20 protein-coding genes and 1 pseudogene are annotated in these 18,300 nt (G+C 41.9%); 13 read left to right on the plus strand and 8 right to left on the minus strand.

Annotation, left to right across the window (positions count from 1 at the left end; translation table 11 throughout):
* Nucleotides 1-23: 23 nt before the first annotated feature.
* The 8 genes from FB379_RS14055 to FB379_RS14090 form a co-directional block, all read right to left on the minus strand.
* Nucleotides 24-1,247, minus strand: coding sequence for a tetratricopeptide repeat protein (locus FB379_RS14055; RefSeq protein WP_240326800.1), 1,224 nt, complete (start codon nt 1,245-1,247; stop codon nt 24-26).
* A gap of 213 nt (nt 1,248-1,460) precedes the next feature.
* Complete coding sequence (locus tag FB379_RS14060; protein WP_063387613.1) at nt 1,461-1,763, minus strand: hypothetical protein; 303 nt, start codon at nt 1,761-1,763, stop codon at nt 1,461-1,463.
* Nucleotides 1,753-2,223 carry a hydrogenase maturation protease gene (locus tag FB379_RS14065; RefSeq protein WP_063387612.1) on the minus strand — a complete coding sequence of 157 codons (471 nt, stop codon included), beginning with the start codon at nt 2,221-2,223 and terminating at the stop codon, nt 1,753-1,755. Before FB379_RS14065 ends, FB379_RS14060 begins: the two co-directional genes overlap by 11 nt.
* Before the next feature lie 150 nt (nt 2,224-2,373).
* Nucleotides 2,374-4,008, minus strand: coding sequence for a nickel-dependent hydrogenase large subunit (locus FB379_RS14070; protein WP_066248150.1), 1,635 nt, complete (start codon nt 4,006-4,008; stop codon nt 2,374-2,376).
* Nucleotides 4,009-4,511: 503 nt separating this feature from the next.
* Nucleotides 4,512-5,672, minus strand: coding sequence for a hydrogenase small subunit (locus FB379_RS14075; RefSeq protein WP_242009338.1), 1,161 nt, complete (start codon nt 5,670-5,672; stop codon nt 4,512-4,514).
* A gap of 42 nt (nt 5,673-5,714) precedes the next feature.
* Nucleotides 5,715-6,410 carry a hydrogenase nickel incorporation protein HypB gene (gene hypB / locus FB379_RS14080; protein ID WP_063387610.1) on the minus strand — a complete coding sequence of 232 codons (696 nt, stop codon included), beginning with the start codon at nt 6,408-6,410 and terminating at the stop codon, nt 5,715-5,717.
* A complete protein-coding gene (gene hypA, locus FB379_RS14085) occupies nt 6,403-6,759 on the minus strand; it encodes a hydrogenase maturation nickel metallochaperone HypA (RefSeq protein WP_063387609.1) in 357 nt (118 codons plus the stop codon). Before hypA ends, hypB begins: the two co-directional genes overlap by 8 nt.
* The gene (locus FB379_RS14090) at nt 6,752-7,279 is read right to left on the minus strand and encodes a helical membrane plugin domain-containing protein (protein WP_063387608.1); all 528 of its coding nucleotides are present in this window, start codon (nt 7,277-7,279) and stop codon (nt 6,752-6,754) included. The genes hypA and FB379_RS14090 overlap by 8 nt, the downstream gene beginning before the upstream one ends.
* Nucleotides 7,280-7,739: 460 nt before the next feature.
* On the opposite strand from FB379_RS14090, the pseudogene FB379_RS19295 reads away from it, so the two are divergent.
* The 13 genes and pseudogenes from FB379_RS19295 to FB379_RS14155 all read left to right on the plus strand — a co-directional run.
* A pseudogene (locus FB379_RS19295) lies at nt 7,740-7,835 on the plus strand (ArsR family transcriptional regulator); the annotation flags it as partial.
* A 213-nt stretch (nt 7,836-8,048) separates the two neighbouring features.
* Nucleotides 8,049-8,750, plus strand: coding sequence for a GntR family transcriptional regulator (locus FB379_RS14100; RefSeq protein WP_117017256.1), 702 nt, complete (start codon nt 8,049-8,051; stop codon nt 8,748-8,750).
* A gap of 282 nt (nt 8,751-9,032) precedes the next feature.
* Nucleotides 9,033-9,455: a phosphonate C-P lyase system protein PhnG gene (gene phnG / locus FB379_RS14105; protein ID WP_144598232.1), complete on the plus strand. Its 423-nt coding sequence runs from the start codon at nt 9,033-9,035 to the stop codon at nt 9,453-9,455.
* A gap of 16 nt (nt 9,456-9,471) precedes the next feature.
* Complete coding sequence (gene phnH, locus FB379_RS14110; protein WP_144598233.1) at nt 9,472-10,071, plus strand: phosphonate C-P lyase system protein PhnH; 600 nt, start codon at nt 9,472-9,474, stop codon at nt 10,069-10,071.
* Nucleotides 10,071-11,177 carry a carbon-phosphorus lyase complex subunit PhnI gene (locus FB379_RS14115; protein WP_063387916.1) on the plus strand — a complete coding sequence of 369 codons (1,107 nt, stop codon included), beginning with the start codon at nt 10,071-10,073 and terminating at the stop codon, nt 11,175-11,177. The genes phnH and FB379_RS14115 overlap by 1 nt, the downstream gene beginning before the upstream one ends.
* 15 nt (nt 11,178-11,192) lie before the next feature.
* Entirely contained in the window at nt 11,193-12,056 is an 864-nt protein-coding gene (locus FB379_RS14120) for an alpha-D-ribose 1-methylphosphonate 5-phosphate C-P-lyase PhnJ (protein WP_063387915.1), read from the plus strand.
* Nucleotides 12,049-12,894 carry an ATP-binding cassette domain-containing protein gene (locus tag FB379_RS14125; RefSeq protein WP_063387914.1) on the plus strand — a complete coding sequence of 282 codons (846 nt, stop codon included), beginning with the start codon at nt 12,049-12,051 and terminating at the stop codon, nt 12,892-12,894. Before FB379_RS14120 ends, FB379_RS14125 begins: the two co-directional genes overlap by 8 nt.
* Before the next feature lie 36 nt (nt 12,895-12,930).
* On the plus strand, nt 12,931-14,109 hold the full coding sequence (gene phnM / locus FB379_RS14130) for a phosphonate metabolism protein PhnM (RefSeq protein ID WP_144598234.1): 1,179 nt from the start codon (nt 12,931-12,933) through the stop codon (nt 14,107-14,109).
* A 22-nt stretch (nt 14,110-14,131) separates the two neighbouring features.
* Nucleotides 14,132-14,782: a DapH/DapD/GlmU-related protein gene (locus FB379_RS14135; protein WP_144598235.1), complete on the plus strand. Its 651-nt coding sequence runs from the start codon at nt 14,132-14,134 to the stop codon at nt 14,780-14,782.
* On the plus strand, nt 14,760-15,488 hold the full coding sequence (locus tag FB379_RS14140) for a phosphonate C-P lyase system protein PhnL (protein WP_063387911.1): 729 nt from the start codon (nt 14,760-14,762) through the stop codon (nt 15,486-15,488). The genes FB379_RS14135 and FB379_RS14140 overlap by 23 nt, the downstream gene beginning before the upstream one ends.
* Nucleotides 15,489-15,598: 110 nt before the next feature.
* Complete coding sequence (gene phnD / locus FB379_RS14145) at nt 15,599-16,654, plus strand: phosphate/phosphite/phosphonate ABC transporter substrate-binding protein (RefSeq protein ID WP_144598236.1); 1,056 nt, start codon at nt 15,599-15,601, stop codon at nt 16,652-16,654.
* Nucleotides 16,655-16,675: 21 nt separating this feature from the next.
* The gene (gene phnC, locus FB379_RS14150; RefSeq protein WP_144598237.1) at nt 16,676-17,440 is read left to right on the plus strand and encodes a phosphonate ABC transporter ATP-binding protein; all 765 of its coding nucleotides are present in this window, start codon (nt 16,676-16,678) and stop codon (nt 17,438-17,440) included.
* A 14-nt stretch (nt 17,441-17,454) separates the two neighbouring features.
* Nucleotides 17,455-18,231: a PhnE/PtxC family ABC transporter permease gene (locus tag FB379_RS14155; protein ID WP_144598238.1), complete on the plus strand. Its 777-nt coding sequence runs from the start codon at nt 17,455-17,457 to the stop codon at nt 18,229-18,231.
* Nucleotides 18,232-18,300 lie beyond the last annotated feature (69 nt).

Consider the following 18,300-nt stretch of genomic DNA (forward strand, 5'->3'; position numbering starts at 1 on the left):
ATCCTTCCTCTCTTTCGCACATTTTACTGTTCCATTTTTTCATTGACTGCTGCTTGCTTCCGCTTAAGGGCAATTTCCGCTAATACGTCTTCGATGGCACTCGCTGCCTCATGCTCTCCATATTTACGAAACAATTGACTGGCCTCTTCCAACCGAGGTACCGCTCGGGAAAACGCACCTAGATGTGCCAACGCATTCCCTTGATTAGCTAAAACGCGGGCATATGCTATTGGATCGTCTTTAGAGCGGCGTACTTCGAGCACATCTTCATAAAGAGCTACTGCTTCCCAAAGATTATCTTCAAGATGAGAGGATTTTACATGTTGCAGCGCATTGGCTAGATTGACCGTGGCGCTTGCCCAAAGCTCAGGGTGTTTATCTTTTTTAAAAATGCGTAAAGACTCTCTTAATGACTGGATCGCTGTCGCTGTGCGCAAATAGGCGCTGCGGTCTAAAGACGGAATGGCTAAATACGCTAAAGCAAGATTCATATGAACGGTAGCATACTCTTCTGGATAAGTGTCTTTCCGATATACTTTTAGTGCTTCATGATAACATCTGACTGCTTCTAGAAGAGAACCTTTCCGTCCATCCGCGCCAGTTTGATGTACTGTGCCTAATTGAAACCACAGTTCAGCCCTTGCTTCCTGAAAGGAAGACGTTTCTAAAAGAGAGAGGGCTTTCCGGTATCCTTCTACTGTCTCCTTCCCGCGATCACCAAGCATTTGTTTTGTCGCCGCATATTCCGCGTAAAGCCGAGCGGAAAAAACAGGTGACACGTTTTCTACTGTAGCGGCGGCTTCGGAAAGAAGCGAAAGCCCAGTCGGCCAATCCTTTTGTTGAAACGCGTCGTACGCTTGAGTCGCCAATAAAAACGCCCGTATTTCTCCTGACGCATCGCCAAGCGGTGGGGGAGTTTCAAACAGTTTCAGGCGCCACGCCGCTGCATCCAAAAGCAAGGAGAAATCGTCTGGGAGCACTTCTTTGGCTAAAGTGTATGTATATGTTTGTGGATCTAAAATAAATCGGTTATAAGCAGCTTCCGGTCCTTCCGGCAATAATGTTAGCACCTCGTCTTCGCTTTTTCCCTCAATCGCCGCAGCAAAAAAACGCCAGTTCTCCGGCCAACGATCAGGAAAATGTCCGCGGAGAAGAAGGGATATGAATTGATCTGCATTTGGAACAGGTGGTAGAAGAAAAAAACCTGCCGCTCCAGGAAAAACACCGATTGGCTGTGGCTGCAGCACTGTTATTCCCCCTTTTAAAAACTGTAATTGGAAAAACAACGAAACCTCTAAATAACTAAGATCGGCATGTTCTAACGTACTAACGATTATTGTGCAATTACTCACTCTCGTTTCATTTAGTATGGATATCATCTTATCGTCCTGTCGGCCAGGTCCAAAACTGTTTCTTCATCATGACCATTCAAGTCAAGGGATGAAGCGGCTTATATACTTTTACTTCTCCGACATCGCACAGGAACAAAAAAGTGGCATGCGAAGCGCTCCATATCGTTCATCCCATACAGCGTCACGAATTCCCGGCTGCACACCTTCAGGCAAAATTTCTTGGACAAACATGCTTCGATCTCCACGAGAATTGCGCAGTTTTAACAGCAATCCGCCCGCTCCCAAATGACTTACCGGCATCACCCACAGTTCTTCGTCACGTATTAAAACGATGGCTGTTCCTGTAGGAAACCGCACCGTTTCTTCGGCGGGAATATGAAGATAGCCAGTTGGTGTCAGTTCAAGCTTCACTTTTTTTCCCTCCTAAGCGCTGAAGCAGCTCATCCGCTAAACGATCTAAGGCATTGTCCACCGTTCGAGACAATCCAAATCCGTACGATATGTTTTCGGCTTCGATCAGGAAAACGGTCACTTTCTTCGGGAAGCGGCTTTTTAAAAGCCATCGGCCTAAGGCAATCGCATGATCCCAGCGGAAATCGTGAAGATTAACATCTTTTAGCGGAGGAGTTTCCACCTCTTCACCTGGAATTTCAAAAATCGTGCCCGGTTCATCTCCTGATTTACAGGCATCTACTAGAATCAGCTCCTCTGCATCCCCGATTTGAAAAGCTACATCCATGCCAGCAGTTCCGCCATCAGCCAAACGGACTCCCGGTGGGACCCCATGTTCCCACAATTTGCGGATCAACATGGGTCCCGCCCCATCATCACTTCGCAGCAAATTGCCACATCCAATAATCATAACGTTCATACAAAATTCCTCCTTCTGCAGGCGTACCGTTCCCATTACCATTCTTTGTCTGTTTTACTCGACTATTAGTTTTACAGTTGTATATGAAACGTCTGCTGATATGCTTGCACTGCAGAAAAACACGTCACTTAAAGTTGCATATTAGAGATATCAGCATATATTTATCACTTTATATTTGGCTAACTCTTTATGCGACTTGGCATCATAAGCATGAACGGTGCAAACAAGGCATGAATCATAGCTTTGGGCAATATGAGCCAATTCGACCGGATCTTCAGGATTCTTAATAGGTACGCCGATCATCGCTGTTTCGATAGGTCCGCGCTGACCGTGACGATCACGCGGTCCAATGTTCCATGCTGTCGGAGTGACGACTTGATAATTTTCAATTTTTCCATCTTTAATTTGAATCCAGTCAGCCAAAGCGCCGCGGGCTGCTTCTGTAGCTCCGAATCCGCGTCCTTCAGGCAATTCTTTCGGCTTGATGTAAAATTTTTCGTTTAAATCGATTTGCTTCAACCACTTCTTCATGCGCAAATAATATTTCGCGGCTTCGTGAAGGCGAGCCAACACACGCACCATCGAACTTGGCCCGATTTCTTTAATCAAGTTCAAAAAGAGAGGATCATAATCTTGCCACTCCTCAGCACCAGAGCGGCCAGCAATTACTTGGCGGGCCAACGGACCTACCTCCAGAGGAGTTTCTCCGATGCCTGGAATATCATACCGCGGTGCTTTAGCAAACGTATATTTTCCTTCTTTTTGCCCTTCGATCGGATCCACCGGATCGGTTACTCCTTCAAATGGGTGGTAAGAACCGCTGCCGCGATAGAAAGAATGGGTATGATCCTCGCGTATCCGTGCTTGATCAAAATCATGGAAATTTTCCCCATCAAATATTCCCGAACGGGAAACCAGCGCTGCGTTGCGTCCTTCAATCGTCGGATAGCGGTATTGCTGCGGGTTAAAAAAGCTTCCAGTGGCTAAATAGCGGCCCGGCCCCGCTCCGTATTTGTCCAATCCGATTTCCATGCTATAGCGAATGAATAAGCCAAGATCAGAATTGCGATGTTCCGGCTTCTCATCCAGCCATGCAAGAACATCGTCCCAAGTCTTGTTTTCCAGCCAGCGTTCAGCGGAACAACCAAGAAGAACTTTCTCCAGCCAGTTTTCCCGATAATATTCCAAAATCGAGATAGAGCGAGTAATATCGGACAATGTCGGCGAGCTGACAACGCCTCCCGGAACCATGAAGCTGGAATGCGGCCATTGTCCGCCAAAGATTGCGTAAATTTCCACCGGCTTAGCTGAAACAGTGACGCCAATCTCATAATGCTCTCCCTCAAAAGGAGCCCAACGGCGAACCACTTCATCGTACAGCTTAGAAGAAGCGTAATGTCGATGAGTTAAACCAATTGCGAACAAAGCATAAAACCAACGCGGAATGCTTTGAATCGTTTCCGCCGCTTGAGCAATATTGCGGATGAGCGTAGCATTCGGCGGTACTTCCGTCCCCCAAGCCGTATCGAGCGCATAAACTGCTTTCGTTAGATGGCTGCCGCCGCAAATGCCGCAGATCCGAGGAGTAACAATCAAACCGGCCTGCGGATCTTTTCCTTTTAAAATCATCTCGAAACCGCGGAACATCGTTGCTTCCGTCCAAGCATCTACAACAACGCCATCATCAATGGCTACTTTTACATCCAAATCTCCTTCTACACGACCGAGGGAATGTACTTTAATTTCCAGTTTGTTTGTTTTTACAATAGCCTCTTGCTTTTTCATGTTCTTTAGGCACCTCGTTTCTAAAATGGTTTCCATTAAAAGATATCTGAATCACAGTAAATGGAAATCGTCGATTTCAAACATACAAAATAACTTTCTTCATGCCTTTGTGTAGACGAGACGGTCACTTTTTCCGTTAAGCAACATCAACAAACGGCTTATTCGTGCTTCACCTATGTTCGGTTCCCACTAGATGCTGATGACAAAAGTCGTGATTTTCATTAATGATCATGATCATGGAACAAGCTTCACGTCTTTGTGTAGATAGTCACTTTTTCCGTTAAGTAAGATCACAAACGGTTTATTGGTGCTTCGCTCATATCCGGTTCCACTTCATCCTGATGACAAAAGTTGCGAATTTTGTTAATGATCACGGAACAAGCTTCACGTCTTTGTGGAGATGTCACTTTTTCCGTTAAGTAACATCACAAACGGTTTATTGGTGCTTCACTCATATCTGATTCCACTTCATCTTGATGACAAAAATCCGAATTTCGTTAATATCACGGAACAAACATATCTTCTTTCGCCCATTTCGGCGCCACAGCACGTGCCAATGCCGCATTCACAGAGTAGCTGAGCGGATCGGTGCCTTGTGGTACTTCTTTTGGAATTGAGCCGAGAACTTTTTGCGTTTTAAAAACTGTTCCAGGTGCTAGGTCAAAGAACGGGAACTGAGGCTCCGTACAGCCAATACAAGGCATTCCTGCCCGAGTTTTGGAAGATTGACGGTTCCAAAGAATGCGGTTGCATGGCGAATGAGTCATTGGACCTCGACAGCCTTGCTCATAAAAGAGACATCCTTTTCGCGTACCTTGTCCGAACTCTTCCACCGGCTCTTTCCACTCGAAATACTGCACACGCGTACAGCCCGTTTGGGTGAACGTTTTAAAGAACGTTTGCGGACGTTGAAGATCGTCTAAAACAACATCTTCCAAACGGCCAGTAGCAATGGCTACAAGAATTTGCGTCACCCAGTCGGGATGAGCCGGACAACCAGGAATGTTAATGACTGGGAGTCCACCTTTCGAACGGAACTGTGTACCAAGAAATCCCCCGCGTTCTTCTTTCATATATTGAAGACCAATCGATTCAGACGGATTCGGTTTTGTCGCCGGAATTCCACCCCAGCACGCACAATCACCGATTGCGACAACGTATTGCGCTTTATGGGCGAAATCCCAAATCCAGTTTTTTTTCGGACGGTCCATAAGCATATCATAGTGCCCTGTTCCGTCAGGTCCCTGAATAATTGTCCCTTCTACCACCAAGATATCCAGCGGGATTTCGTCATTGAGAATTTGCTCATAAAGGCGGCGAACTTGCTCACCGAACTCCATCGACAAAGAATGGTGATACAAAATGTTAATGCCAAAATCGGTTACTAAATCAATGATCGTTGGCTCTTCCGCATTTAAAAATGATTGAGTGTTTCCATTGCACGCACCGCCGTGCATCCAAAGGAGATTCACCATTTTCTCCACCTCCAAAAAGTTTTTGGCAAGATTTTTCAATTTCAATACCTTTGCGCAACGAAAGTCAGAAGGTTCTGATATTTTAAAATACATCTTCGTATAGACGCTCTCCTGTTTAGATGTCTCACTGGTGTTTGGCGACTTGTCGGCTTGATTCAAATCGTTTTCTATTTCAACCAAACGACTCAAAATCATAGTCTTTCGCAGCGTTCTATTCATCTAAAATTTTGCTTATAGAGAGCCGGACGAATGAATAAATGCTGATTTATCCGCTTCCAGCTGTGAAATCCATTCGTCAATTCCTTCTCCTGTGCGAGCAGAAACTTCGTGAATGCGAATGCCTGGGCGCACCTCATTCAATGCTTCATAAAATCGTTTTCGCTGAAAATCTACCGCTTCCGCTAAATCAATTTTTGTGATAATCGCCGTATCAGCACTGTTGACAATAGTCGGATATTTTACCGGTTTATCCTCGCCCTCTGTCACGGAAAAAAGAACTACACGCTGGTTTTCTCCCAAGTCATAACTTGCGGGACAGACGAGATTTCCAACATTTTCGATAAAAAGGAAATCAAATGTTTCCAACTCCCAATCTTGCAACGTTCGCTCAATCATTTCCGCTTCCAGATGGCAAACTGTGCCAGTAGTAATTTGGCGCACTTTTGCTCCACTTTGCCGCAAGCGGTCCGCGTCGTTTTCAGTTGCTAAATCGCCAACTAAAGCGGCTGTTCGATAGCGTTTGCCAAGGCGGGTAAGCACTTCTGTAAGCAGCGTCGTTTTTCCCGCTCCAGGACTGGAAACGAGATTGACGACATAAACGCCCACGTTTTGAAACCGCTTTCTTAATTCTCTAGCAAGGAGATCATTTTTCTTCAAAACATTCTGGCGAATTTCAACAATTCGAGGATTCAAGGTCAAATCATGCATTTTCTTCTCCACCTTCCAAAGCGTACAATTCCATCTCTCGTCCCGCAAGGACTTGGCCAGTTTTTGTGCCGCACGTAGGACAGCGCATAGGAAGCGGTTCAGGCAAAATCCGTTCTTCTTGGCAGTTGGGACAGAAAATGGTCACGGGGACATCTTCAATAATAAGTTTAGCCCCTTCCAAAGAAGTTCCCTGAACAACCACATCAAAAGAAAATTCTAAGGCTTCTTTTACGACACCTGATAATACTCCAAGCTTTAAAAACAGCGCTTTAACTTTCTTTATTCCCGAATTTTCCGCCGCTTCTGCCGCCAATTCAACTAAGCTTTGGGCAATAGACAACTCATGCATCGCTGATCTCCTTCGATAAGTTTCGTGCAAAATTAAGGACGAAATTAAGTGCAGGCTGTACTTCCGGATCGCTTAATGTCCGCATCAGACCAATAATTCCCACACGTTTTGTTCCCGTTTCCGCTGCTTCTTTAGAGGCTTGATACAATGAACGCGACACCTTTCCAATTACTTGCACCGAGCGCACGTCCAAAACATCGGACTTGATCAGCTCTTGAACTTGCGGAGAATCGAGGAATTCTTGCATTTTATGCAACGCGGTTAAAGCATTCTCAAAACGCGTAACATATTCTGGTCTAGATATGCTTTGTCGCAAAAGAACGACAAGTTCATTGATCGAATCAGCAAATTCCGGTCCGCGTTGAAGGAAATTTTCCAGCATATCCAAAAGGAACGTTACATTCTCCAGCTTATCAAGCAAGTGGATTAGCTGCTCCATCGTTCGCGGATCTGAAAGCTTTTCAACCAACAAGTGATCAATGGACGTCTCCATAACCGCTCCTTTCCCGGCCTCCCCCATTTCGATTCCTCCTTCTTGGTTTTTACAGAAAAAAGTGCGTCATTTTGGAAACATTGTTGTCTTTTTTTGCTAGCTGTTAAAATAATAATACAACAATTCAGAATATTTTAACACCATATTTTATAAAAACTATTTCAAGTTTTTGCTTCTTTGCTAATAGAATCATTCGTTGACCATACTGGATATGAAAATATGCAAAGAGGTGAACGAAATAAAAAACTATCAAGTAAAGTTGTTTCAAGAATAGTGATAAGTTGTGGAATAAAATGATGAAAACTGATCAATACCTTTACCGATAAGGGTTAAATAGAATGGGTTTAGTAAAGAGCTTGAAAATTTTAGTATTTTTTGATTCATATTTTCCAAAACTGATCCGGCTCTACACAAGAAACAGAAAGGAATTTTATGGAACATGGATGGAAGGAACGTATTTCAACTCGATTGAAACGTTCTTAATGCTTTCCAGGAGGGTTTTACACATTGCGTTTGCAAGCTTCTTGAAGTGTTTGACATAAGTCAGCCGTCGATTAGCAAGCATCTTCGCAAATTAGATTAATATAATGCAGCAAAACTTTATTTATCAGCATCTAAAGCAAATTAGCAGTTGGATCCTCTATAGACTATAAAATGGGCTTGGACAGTTCCAGTTACTTAAACTATACTGAATGTAACCAATAGAAAGTGTAGCAAAAAATATTTTTCAAAGCGCAGTTTTTGAACTGCCGTGTGAAAAAATAGCAGGTCAATTTCAAAGCGGGGTAGAATGCAGATGGCAGAAGAAATGGAGATCATTGATAAAATCATATCAGATATTCATTCTGGCAGGTATGGGGCCAATGATAAATTACCATCCGAAAATGAGCTTGCTGACTATTTTAACGTTCCGCGAATGACAATCCGCAAAGTATACGAAAGGCTTCAGGAGATGGGATATATTTATTCAAGACAAGGAAAGGGCAGCTATGTAAAAGATCGGCAAATGCAGATTCCGCTTGTTCTTTCCGGGGATGAAAGCTTCAGCAGGAAAATGATTAGACTTGGGCACCATTTCCGATCGAAAAACATTTTTTGCGAAGAAATCGGCTATAATAAAGCAATCTTTCATTCTCTCGGTGCTGAGGAAACGGATCGAGTATTTAAAATAGGCAGGCTGCGCATTGTCAATAATCGACCAATTGCCTTGCATATTTCCTACGTGGCGAAATCCGTATTTGATGATATTGATTTGTATGGCAAGGAAATCACGTCCATGTTTGATTATTATCAAAAGAAAGGCTTCACTGAATTTGAATCGAAGTCAAGCGTGTTAAAGGTTTTATTTCCGACTAAATTCCTATGGGAAATTCTTGAATGCACCAGTTTAATTCCGCTTTTAGTGTTGGAGACAGGATGTATCGATAAAAAAACCGGAACGGTGCTTGAACATACAGAAATTTTTTATCGGAGTGATTGCTTTAACTTTGTTATATAAAAAACTTTTGCTTTTGGGTATGTCCGATAAGTCCCTAAAATCCAACAAGTAGAGGAAAACATGCGTTTTTCTCTTCTTGTTTTTATATGCTTTCGATTTTGGATTGAAAGCAGCAGAGAGATTCATTCAAGGAATCTCTCTTTTTTTGTGTGCTCATTAACATTTTCTTAAAAATGCGTTTGCAAAAAATTAATAGAATTTACTTTTTTTTAAATTTTTTCCACTTGGCAACAAGATATGCTTAAATCAACGGAAGCAAAAAATCATGATGGAGGGGCGGAAATGGAAAGAAGGCGAAGAACAGAAATTTTAATCAACGGAAATAAGAACGTTGCCGCCACATTGGCACAACAAATTTTAGCTAAGTATGAGGTAAAAACGATTGAAAAGCCGAACAACGGTTTAGTAATGGTAAAAGTTCGGGAAACGGCAAAGAACAGTTTGTTCTACTTAGGAGAAGTTTTTGTAACAGAATGTAAAGTGGAAATTAGCGGGTATATCGGCTTCGGCATATTAAAAGGACATGAGCCGGAATTAGCATACCATTTGGCTGTGGTCGATGCAGCTTACAATGCACAATTGCCAGAAACGGAACGATGGAATGAAGTTTTGTTGAAGGAGGAAGCAGCAATTCATGAGCAAAGAAAGAACTCCTTTATGAAAATTTTGAAGACAAAAGTAAATTTTGAAACGATGGATGTTTAAAAGGAGCAGAGGTTGAATGAAATTAGATTTTATTCACGATATTCAACGTGCATATCGAAAAGTTGTTGATTCCATGTCTAGGCCCGGATTGATAACAAATTTAAAAGATGAGGCGGCCAAAGTAGATCTTGAGGCTGGCTGTTTTCCCTCGACACTTGTTCTGGCTGCAATGCTTCTAGATACTGAAGTGACCTTTAAGGTAGTTTCCGAGAAGGAAGAAGAGACAACTCGCTGGATAAACCAACTAACCTATGCAAAAGCTGATGCAGCAGAACGCGCTGATTTCGTTTTTGTACTTTATGACAAAGCTGAAGATGAACTTGGGCAAATATTACGGCGAGTAAAAACCGGCAGTCTCATCGATCCCCATGATTCAGCAACCATTATTGTTGAGGCAGATGCTGTTACGGATGGATGCGATTTCAAATTAACAGGTTCGGGCATTGAAGAAGCAAATTATGTAAATGTTTCAGTAAATGGGAATTGGATGGAAGTTCGACAGCAACAAAACGCTGAATTTCCAATGGGGGTTGATTTAATTTTTGTGGACAAAAATCATCATCTCTTATGTCTGCCAAGGACGACGCAAATTTTATCAGAAGGGAGGAAGCTTTGATGGGATATGTGGCAGTGAAAGGCGGAACAATTGCCATTGAGGAGTCGATTAAACGGCTGAAATATGAGCGGTTAAAAAAAGGAGTTGTTCTTGACATTGGCAGAATTGAAGCTGGCCTGCGGGGATTGATTGATCAGGTGATGTCAGAGAGCAGTCTATATGACGAAACCCTTGCGGCGCTAGCGATCAAACATGCTGAAGGCAATCTTGAAGAAGCGGTTTTTCTGCTTCGTGCATATCGATCCACTTTACCGCGCAAGCATTATTCGCAAATAGTTAATACAAAGGACATGAGTATCGAAAGAAGGATTTCAGCTAGTTTTAAAGATATACCAGGCGGCCAAATTTTAGGAGCTACAACTGACTACACTCATCGTTTGCTCGACTTTGACCTCATGGAGGAAACAGATGAAGATGCAGTAAATTGGCTTTCGGCCTATGAGAAGGAAATGCTCGATGAAGTGGATGAAAAACATTTTGGCAAACTGCCAAAAGTAAGTGATTACTTAAGAAAAGAAGGTTTGTTCTCGGAGTGTGTAATGGACAATACAGAGCCTGATGATGTAACGAGAAAAAGCTTGACGTTTCCTTCCACCCGCAGTCAGCGTCTCCAAGTTTTAACAAGAGGCCAGACAGGGGCGGTGACTTCATTAGCTTATGCCGTCATTCGCGGATATGGAAGTCTTCATCCAACAGTAGGTGAACTGCGTGTCGGCTATTTGCCGGTTTACATCGATAGCCCTTTTCATTCATTTAATAGAGAAGACGATGCTTATTATATTGGGGAAATTAAAGCAACCGAAGTCGAAATGTTAATTCCGGAAACAGTTGAGATCGGGGACGGGAAAAAGGAAATTAAGTTTGAAATCGGATATGGTCTTTGCTTTGGTCAAAATGAAACGAAAGCAATCGCAATGGGAATTTTAGACAATAGTTTGGAGAAAGGAAATAGGGACTATCCGACAGGAGACGAGGAATTTGTCCTTTATCATATTGATTCGGTTGAATCCACCGGGTTTATTTCACATTTGAAGCTGCCTCACTATGTCACTTTCCAATCGAAGCTTGATATTGTACGCAAATCAAAAAGCAAGCAAGAAATGTAAAAAGGAGAGGAATTCATGCAAATCCATTATAATTTTGCTTTTTTCGATGAAGGTTCCAAACGGGAAATTCGAAGAGCCACATTAAAAGCAATTGCCATTCCGGGCTATCAAGTTCCATTTGCATCAAGAGAAATGCCGATTGCACGCGGCTGGGGAACAGGTGGACTGCAATTAACCCTTTCTCTCATTGGCAAAGATGATGTTTTAAAAGTAATCGACCAAGGCTCTGATGAATCCGTTAATGCGGTAAACATTAAAAAATTGGTGATGAAAACGGCGGGCATTAAAACGACGGAGGAGACGCAAGAAGCAACGATCATTCAATCAAGACATCGAATTCCAGAAATTCCTCTTACAGAAGGCCAGATACTTGTATTACAAGTACCACTGCCTGAACCGCTGCGCGATTATGAACCGAGCGAATATAATACGAAAAGGCTTCATGCGGAGAAAGAATACAGCGGCGCATGGCTGATGCTTTTTGAACAAATCATGAAATACGGGCATATGGCTTCGGATTTTGATCATCCTGTGATGGTGGAAAATCGGTATGTCATGGCGCCGAGTCCTATACCAAGGTTTGATAATCCGAAAATGCACTATTCAAAGGCATTAATTTTGCTTGGAGCCGGTCGTGAAAAGAAGATATACGCTGTACCACCATACACGAAAGTCGTTTCACTTGCGTTTGACGATTATCCGTTTGAAGTGGAGAGCTTTGAAGATAAACATTGCAGACTGTGCGGCGCTACGGGAGTATATTTGGATGAATTGTTTAATGAGGAAACAGGTGAAACCTATTACCAATGCAATGATACAAGCTATTGTTTATCAAGATTAAATGAGCAATCAGAATCAAGAGGTGTTCAACATGGATGATTTAAGCAATCCAGTATTATCGGTCAAAAAGTTAAACAAACAATTCGGACCTGGATGCAGCCAATGCGGAAAGGCGGATTCCGCCGTTTTGGTGAAAAACTTTTGCCCTGTCTGCGGTACGGTATATGCTTGCCGTGATATTTCGTTTGATCTCTATCCCGGTGAAGTATTAGGCATTGTAGGTGAAAGCGGCAGCGGTAAATCAACATTAATGAGACAGCTATATTTTGATCAAGAGGCCACAAGCGGTGAAGTGTATATCCGATTTTATCATGATGGAAAAAAAAACGTATTAAACGAGTCCTCCCAACAAAAACGGTACATTCGCAACCATCTGATGGGGAAAGTTTACCAAAATCCGCTTCTCGGCTTGCGCATGAACTTTTCCTCCATCGGCAATATTGCTGAAAAATTAATTGCGGCAGGGAACAGGAATGTTGGACAGATGGTGTTAAGAGGACAAGTGCTGCTTGAGGAGGTAAACATTCCGCTATTTAGGATGAAGGAGGAGCCCCAAAAATTTTCGGGGGGCATGCAGCAAAGAGTTCAAATCGCCAAAGCATTGTCGAATAATCCGCCGATTCTTCTTCTCGATGAAGTAACGACCGGTCTTGATTTGTCCGTTCAAGCAAATGTTTTAGATTTGATACGGAATTTACAGAGGGAACTGAAGATAAGCATGATCGTTGTTTCCCATGATTTAGGCGTTATCAGAATGCTTGCAGACAGAACGTTCGTCATGCTGGAAGGAAAAATTATCGAGCAAGGGTTGACCGATCAAATTTTAGAAGATCCACAGCATCCTTATACACAGCAGCTCGTCCATTCATTATTATGATCAATTTTTTGGACTTGTGAGAATGGAGGAAAAAACGTGTATCTCATAACAAACGGAAGAATTATAACGGAAGAAACCATTCTCGATGGTTACGATCTTCTTATTGAAGGAGATAAAATTAGCAAAATTGATGGCAAAGGGAAAATCGCTTGGAAGGAAGGAATGGAAGTAATCGATGCGGCGGGCGGATATGTCTCTCCTGGGTTTATCGATCTTCATTCTGACTATATTGAACATATGGCAGCACCAAGACCGACATCGTTAATGAATTTTCATTTAAGTCTTCGCGAAGCGGAAAAAGAATTAATCACCCATGGGATTACAACAATGTTTCATTCACTTTCTATTTATAAAAGCTCGGAATTTTCACATAAACCGATCCGTGAGCCGGAAAATGTCCGGAAATTTATTGAAATGATCCACCAAACTCATCATACAAAGCATTTAATACGACATCGGTTCCATGCACGGTTTGAAATTGACAGCACCGAAGAAGTTGAAAACTTAAAATCGTACATTGCTGAGAGCAAGGTGCACTTAATTTCGTTTATGGATCATACCCCTGGTCAAGGACAATATAGAGATTTAGAGATTTACAGAAAAACGATAAAAGGCTACCAAGAGCTCAGTGATGAAGAGATTGATAGAGTCATTACAAAACATCAGCATAAGGAAAAATTAACATTTGAAGGAATAAAGGAAATTGCAACGCTGGCACAACAAAAAGGTATTGCTATCGCTTCTCATGACGATGACACGTTGGAAAAACTTGAGCTTGTCCAAAGCTTTGGGGCTTCGATTAGTGAATTTCCAATCACCTTGGAAATTGCTAAAAATGCGAAAAAGAAAGGAATGCTGACGGTGGCCGGGGCTCCGAACGTTCTTTTGGGAGGTTCCCACAGCGGAAATTTATCTGCACAAGAAGCCATTCAACACGGGTGTATCGATATTTTATGTAGTGACTATTATCCTCCATCGCTGCTTCATGCTGTTTTTAAAATGAGCGAAAAAAGCGATATCGACCTAGTCGAAATGTTTAAGCTTGTGACGATTAACCCGGCCAAAGCTGTCAAACTGGATGATCAAATTGGATCAATTAAGGAAGGAAAAAAAGCGGATATAGTCATCATCGAAAAAATAGACTTAGATTTTCCGGTTATCACGTCTTGTTTTGTGGACGGCCGTTTAATCTTGAAAACAAATTATAGAATTTAAAGATGATGGAAAGGGAGTTTCTATGATCGAGAAAAAGCTGTCAAAAAAACCTTATATCCATGAACATTGCCAGTTGTTTCATACAGAATTAGGTGAATACACAGAAATAGGGGCTCACAATTATTTAGAAAATGTAAAAATGGGGGATTTTTCTTATACAGGGCAGTTTTGCATCCTGCAAAATGTTGGAGTTGGAAAATTTTCCAATATTGCTGCGATGGTGCGAATTGGTCCAACCGCTCACCCGATGAATCGCCCTACTTTGCATCATATTACGTATCGGAGAAAAATGTATGGAGTTGATACTCATGACGATGAAGCGTTTTTATCATGGCGCAAACAACAAATCACCTATATCGGCCATGACACATGGATTGGCCATGGGGCCATCATCATGCCTGGTGTAAAAATCGGCAATGGTGCAGTAGTCGGCAGCGGAGCTATTGTGACAAAGGATGTAGAGCCTTATACAATCGTTGCTGGAATACCAGCCAAACCGCTAAGGCGCCGATTTGATGAGCAAACGGTTAAACGATTGGAACAAATCAAGTGGTGGGACTGGTCGTATGAAACGTTGAAAGAACGAATCGACGACTTGTCTCAACATATTGAAACATTTCTAGATAAGTATGAGGGAAGAAGGGAATTCAGTGGAAAACATTTTAACGGTTGAGAGCCTGTCCAAAACATTTCGATTGCACAGTGTAAACAAGGAAATCCGCGCCATTAACAAGATTAGCTTTGTTGTAAAAGAAGGAGAATTTGTCGGTATTACCGGTAAAAGCGGCAGCGGTAAATCAACCATTTTAAAATGCATCTATCGCACATATTTGCCTGAAAGTGGAGACATCTGGTACAACTCAAAAAAGTTTGGCCTAATCAATTTGCGAGAAGCGACGGAAAGAGAAATGATTTATTTACGAAAGCATGAGATCGGATACGTATCGCAGTTTTTAAATGCTTTGCCGCGTATAACGGCCAGGGAAATAGTCAAACAAGCGATATTAGAAATGGGGCATAACGATAAGTATGCGGAGGAAGAAACAGAAAAAATATTGACGCATTTTGAACTGGATCCTCAGCTTTGGGATAGTTATGTTGCTACTTTTTCCGGAGGTGAAAAACTGCGGTTGAACATCGCTAGAGCAATGGTAAAGCGTCCGAGACTACTTTTATTGGATGAACCGACGGCAAGTTTAGATGATGAATCGAAGGAAAAAGTAAGAGTATTGATGGAACAGCTCGTTCGCGAAGGGACAACAATGCTGGGAATTTTTCATGATATGTTGTTCATGCAAAACTTATGTGATGTAGAATACCGAATGCTGGACGGGGAAATCATCAAGTATTCTGAAAAAAATCCCTTTACAAAACATTAAAAATTCTTTAGTAATTCAACGGTATGAATTAACAGTTCCTTTACATTCATCCTTTATATTCAATTATAAATGGAAAAAAATCTATTTTGACAAGAAAAGGGGTAATGAATATGAAAAAAATGATAAGGTTTATGAGCATCGCTTTCATCTTGGTCATCTTTTTATCAGGATGTTCATCATCTGCAGGAACAGAAAGCGGTTCCGCTCAAAAAAACGGCGACGATACGCTTACAATTGCATGGTACCCGAATGAATCCGGTGAAGATTTGAAAGCGGCACGTGACGAAATCGCTAAGTTGATTGAAGAAGCAACTGGAAAGAAAGTCGAGCATAAGACGACAACTGATTACATTATTGCCATTGAGGCGATTGCAAACGGAAATGCTGATTTAGCGTTTATGGGTGCACAGGGATACATAGAGGCTCATGACAAAAATGAAAAAGTGCTTCCTCTCGTTGTTCCGAGCGGTGAATCCGGCACACTTGATGATGCCATGTACTACAGCTGGCTTGCCGTAAATAAAGGGGATGAAGACGAGTACAAAAGCGGCTCCGGGTTTTCCATTGATAATATAGCTGGAAAGAAATTTTCATTTGTGTCTAACAGCTCCACATCAGGCTTTAAAGTTCCATCGACCGAAATCGTTTCGTACTTTAGCCAAAAAGAAGAGTACAAAGATTTAACTGCTGAAGATTTATTAGAAGGCGGCGAGGGCAAGTTTTTCAGCGAAGTGCAATATGGAGGCTCTCATCAAGGGTCTGCGGTTAACTTACTGTCTGGAAAAGTAGATGTAGCAGCATTTTGCGACACATGTGTGAACAACTATATTGAATTAGTTGACGGTGAGCAAAATAAACCGGGAGCGGTATATAAAGTCAAAAATGATGCTGCTGAGCCGTTTCATACTGTGCCTGGAAAGGAATTTGTCTTAATTTCAGTCACACCGGTATTGAATGCTCCGTTTGTTGTCAATACGGAAACCGTATCTGAAGAAGATCGCAAAAAGCTTGTGGAAGCTTTTGTTTCTGATGAAGTAGCCAACAATACGAAGATTTTCGTGCCGGAGGATTCTGATTTTAGCGGTTTGTTTACGAAAAAAGCTAATGAGCGTTTCGTTGAAGTAGAGGATTCTTGGTTTGATCCGATCAGAGAATTGTCTAAATAAGGATTTGGTGAGGGATAAACGATGACAGCCATTTTAACATTAAATAACGTGTCAAAACGTTATGGAACCAATACAATGGCGCTTCAAGACATGAACTTTTCTGTAAAAGAAGGGGAATTCGTTTCGATCATTGGTCCATCGGGGGCGGGGAAATCAACCCTCCTCCGGTGTATTAACCGCATGATCGAAGCGTCTAGCGGTGAAATCATATTTGATGGTGTCGACATTTTAAAGCTTGGCAAAAAAAGCTTAAGAAAAGTGAGAGCAACCATTGGAATGGTCTTTCAGCATTACAATCTTGTCACTAGATTAAGCGTAATTGAAAACGTGCTCCACGGAAGGCTCGGCTACAAGTCAACTTTGGCAGGAGCATTCGGTTTATACAGCGAGGAGGAGAAAAAGCAGGCGGTTCATATTCTCGGATTGTTGGGGCTGGAGGATCAAGTGTATAAACGGTGTGATCAGCTAAGCGGCGGACAAAAACAGCGCGTCGGAATTGCCAGAGCCTTAATTCAAAATCCGAGAATGCTATTGTGTGATGAGCCGATTGCCTCCTTAGATCCAAACTCAGCCAAAATCATTATGGATCATTTAAAAAATATTTCTTCTACACTCGGAATTACTTGTATTGTCAACCTGCACCAAGTCGATGTCGCTTTGAAGTACTCTGATCGAATTATCGGTATTAATAATGGAAAGAAAGTGTACGATGGCTCGCCGAAACAAATAACAGAAGATATTGTTCGCAATATTTATGGGTCTGAAGTAAAGAATCTGATTCTTTAATGTAGGTGAAGATCATGCAAGCAGATATCTTTGTAAAAAGAAGAAGAAGCTTCTCCTTATTTTTTTTATTGTTGATTGTGTTAACGTATCTTTCTATGTTTATAACAGATTTTCAGCTTGTGAAAGGACTCGCCTCTGTTGCAAAGGCAGTAGAGTGGGGAGTGACAAATTTTTTTCCTGATGCAAAAGCGATGGAAAAGCTTCCGGATATTTTAAGTAAATTACAAGAAACAGTTTTAATATCAGTCGCTTCCACGACAACAGCAGCTATTTTTGCAACTTTTTTCGCAATATGCGGTTCGAAGACGACGAAAGTGAATGGTTTATTAAGTGCAATAAGCAGAGGAATTGCAACTGTTTCTCGTAATATTCCGGTAGCTGCATGGGCATTGATTCTGCTCTTTTCTTTTGGACAAAGCTCCATTACCGGATTTTTTGCTTTGTTCTTCGCCTCCTTTGGTTTTTTAACGCGAGCATTTATAGAAACGATCGATGAAGTTAGCAATAGTTCCGTTGAAGCATTGCGTGCAACCGGCGCCCAATTTTTTTCGATCATCTTCCAGTCGGTCATTCCATCCAGCCTTCCCCAGATGATCAGTTGGGTATTATTTGAAATTGAAACGAATATTCGCAGCGCGACTTTAGTTGGAATTTTAACCGGTACTGGAATTGGTTTTTCTTTTGACTTGTATTATAAAAGCTCCAATTATAGTGCAGCGAGTTTGGTTGTCATGACTATCATACTGACGGTATTTGTCATTGAATCATTAGCATTGCATAAATATAGTTAGAATTTTCTGTTAATTAATTTTTGTGAATTTGTGCCAAAAAGACAAAACCTAAAGAAAGGTGGCACTGCC

Origin of the sequence: Aeribacillus composti (assembly GCF_007827555.1) — a bacterium.
In the GTDB taxonomy this organism is placed as follows: Bacteria; Bacillota; Bacilli; order Bacillales; family Aeribacillaceae; genus Aeribacillus; species Aeribacillus composti.

Bases quoted from the DNA above. Each gene is read 5' to 3' on its own strand.
- FB379_RS14065 (WP_063387612.1), bottom strand. From the start codon at position 2,223: ATGAACGTTATGATTATTGGATGTGGCAATTTGCTGCGAAGTGATGAT.
- FB379_RS14070 (WP_066248150.1), bottom strand. From the start codon at position 4,008: ATGAAAAAGCAAGAGGCTATTGTAAAAACAAACAAACTGGAAATTAAA.
- hypB (WP_063387610.1), bottom strand. From the start codon at position 6,410: ATGCATGATTTGACCTTGAATCCTCGAATTGTTGAAATTCGCCAGAAT.
- hypA (WP_063387609.1), bottom strand. From the start codon at position 6,759: ATGCATGAGTTGTCTATTGCCCAAAGCTTAGTTGAATTGGCGGCAGAA.
- FB379_RS14090 (WP_063387608.1), bottom strand. From the start codon at position 7,279: ATGGGGGAGGCCGGGAAAGGAGCGGTTATGGAGACGTCCATTGATCAC.
- FB379_RS14100 (WP_117017256.1), top strand. From the start codon at position 8,049: ATGGCAGAAGAAATGGAGATCATTGATAAAATCATATCAGATATTCAT.
- phnG (WP_144598232.1), top strand. From the start codon at position 9,033: ATGGAAAGAAGGCGAAGAACAGAAATTTTAATCAACGGAAATAAGAAC.
- phnH (WP_144598233.1), top strand. From the start codon at position 9,472: ATGAAATTAGATTTTATTCACGATATTCAACGTGCATATCGAAAAGTT.
- FB379_RS14115 (WP_063387916.1), top strand. From the start codon at position 10,071: ATGGGATATGTGGCAGTGAAAGGCGGAACAATTGCCATTGAGGAGTCG.
- FB379_RS14120 (WP_063387915.1), top strand. From the start codon at position 11,193: ATGCAAATCCATTATAATTTTGCTTTTTTCGATGAAGGTTCCAAACGG.
- FB379_RS14125 (WP_063387914.1), top strand. From the start codon at position 12,049: ATGGATGATTTAAGCAATCCAGTATTATCGGTCAAAAAGTTAAACAAA.
- FB379_RS14135 (WP_144598235.1), top strand. From the start codon at position 14,132: ATGATCGAGAAAAAGCTGTCAAAAAAACCTTATATCCATGAACATTGC.
- phnD (WP_144598236.1), top strand. From the start codon at position 15,599: ATGAAAAAAATGATAAGGTTTATGAGCATCGCTTTCATCTTGGTCATC.
- phnC (WP_144598237.1), top strand. From the start codon at position 16,676: ATGACAGCCATTTTAACATTAAATAACGTGTCAAAACGTTATGGAACC.
- FB379_RS14155 (WP_144598238.1), top strand. From the start codon at position 17,455: ATGCAAGCAGATATCTTTGTAAAAAGAAGAAGAAGCTTCTCCTTATTT.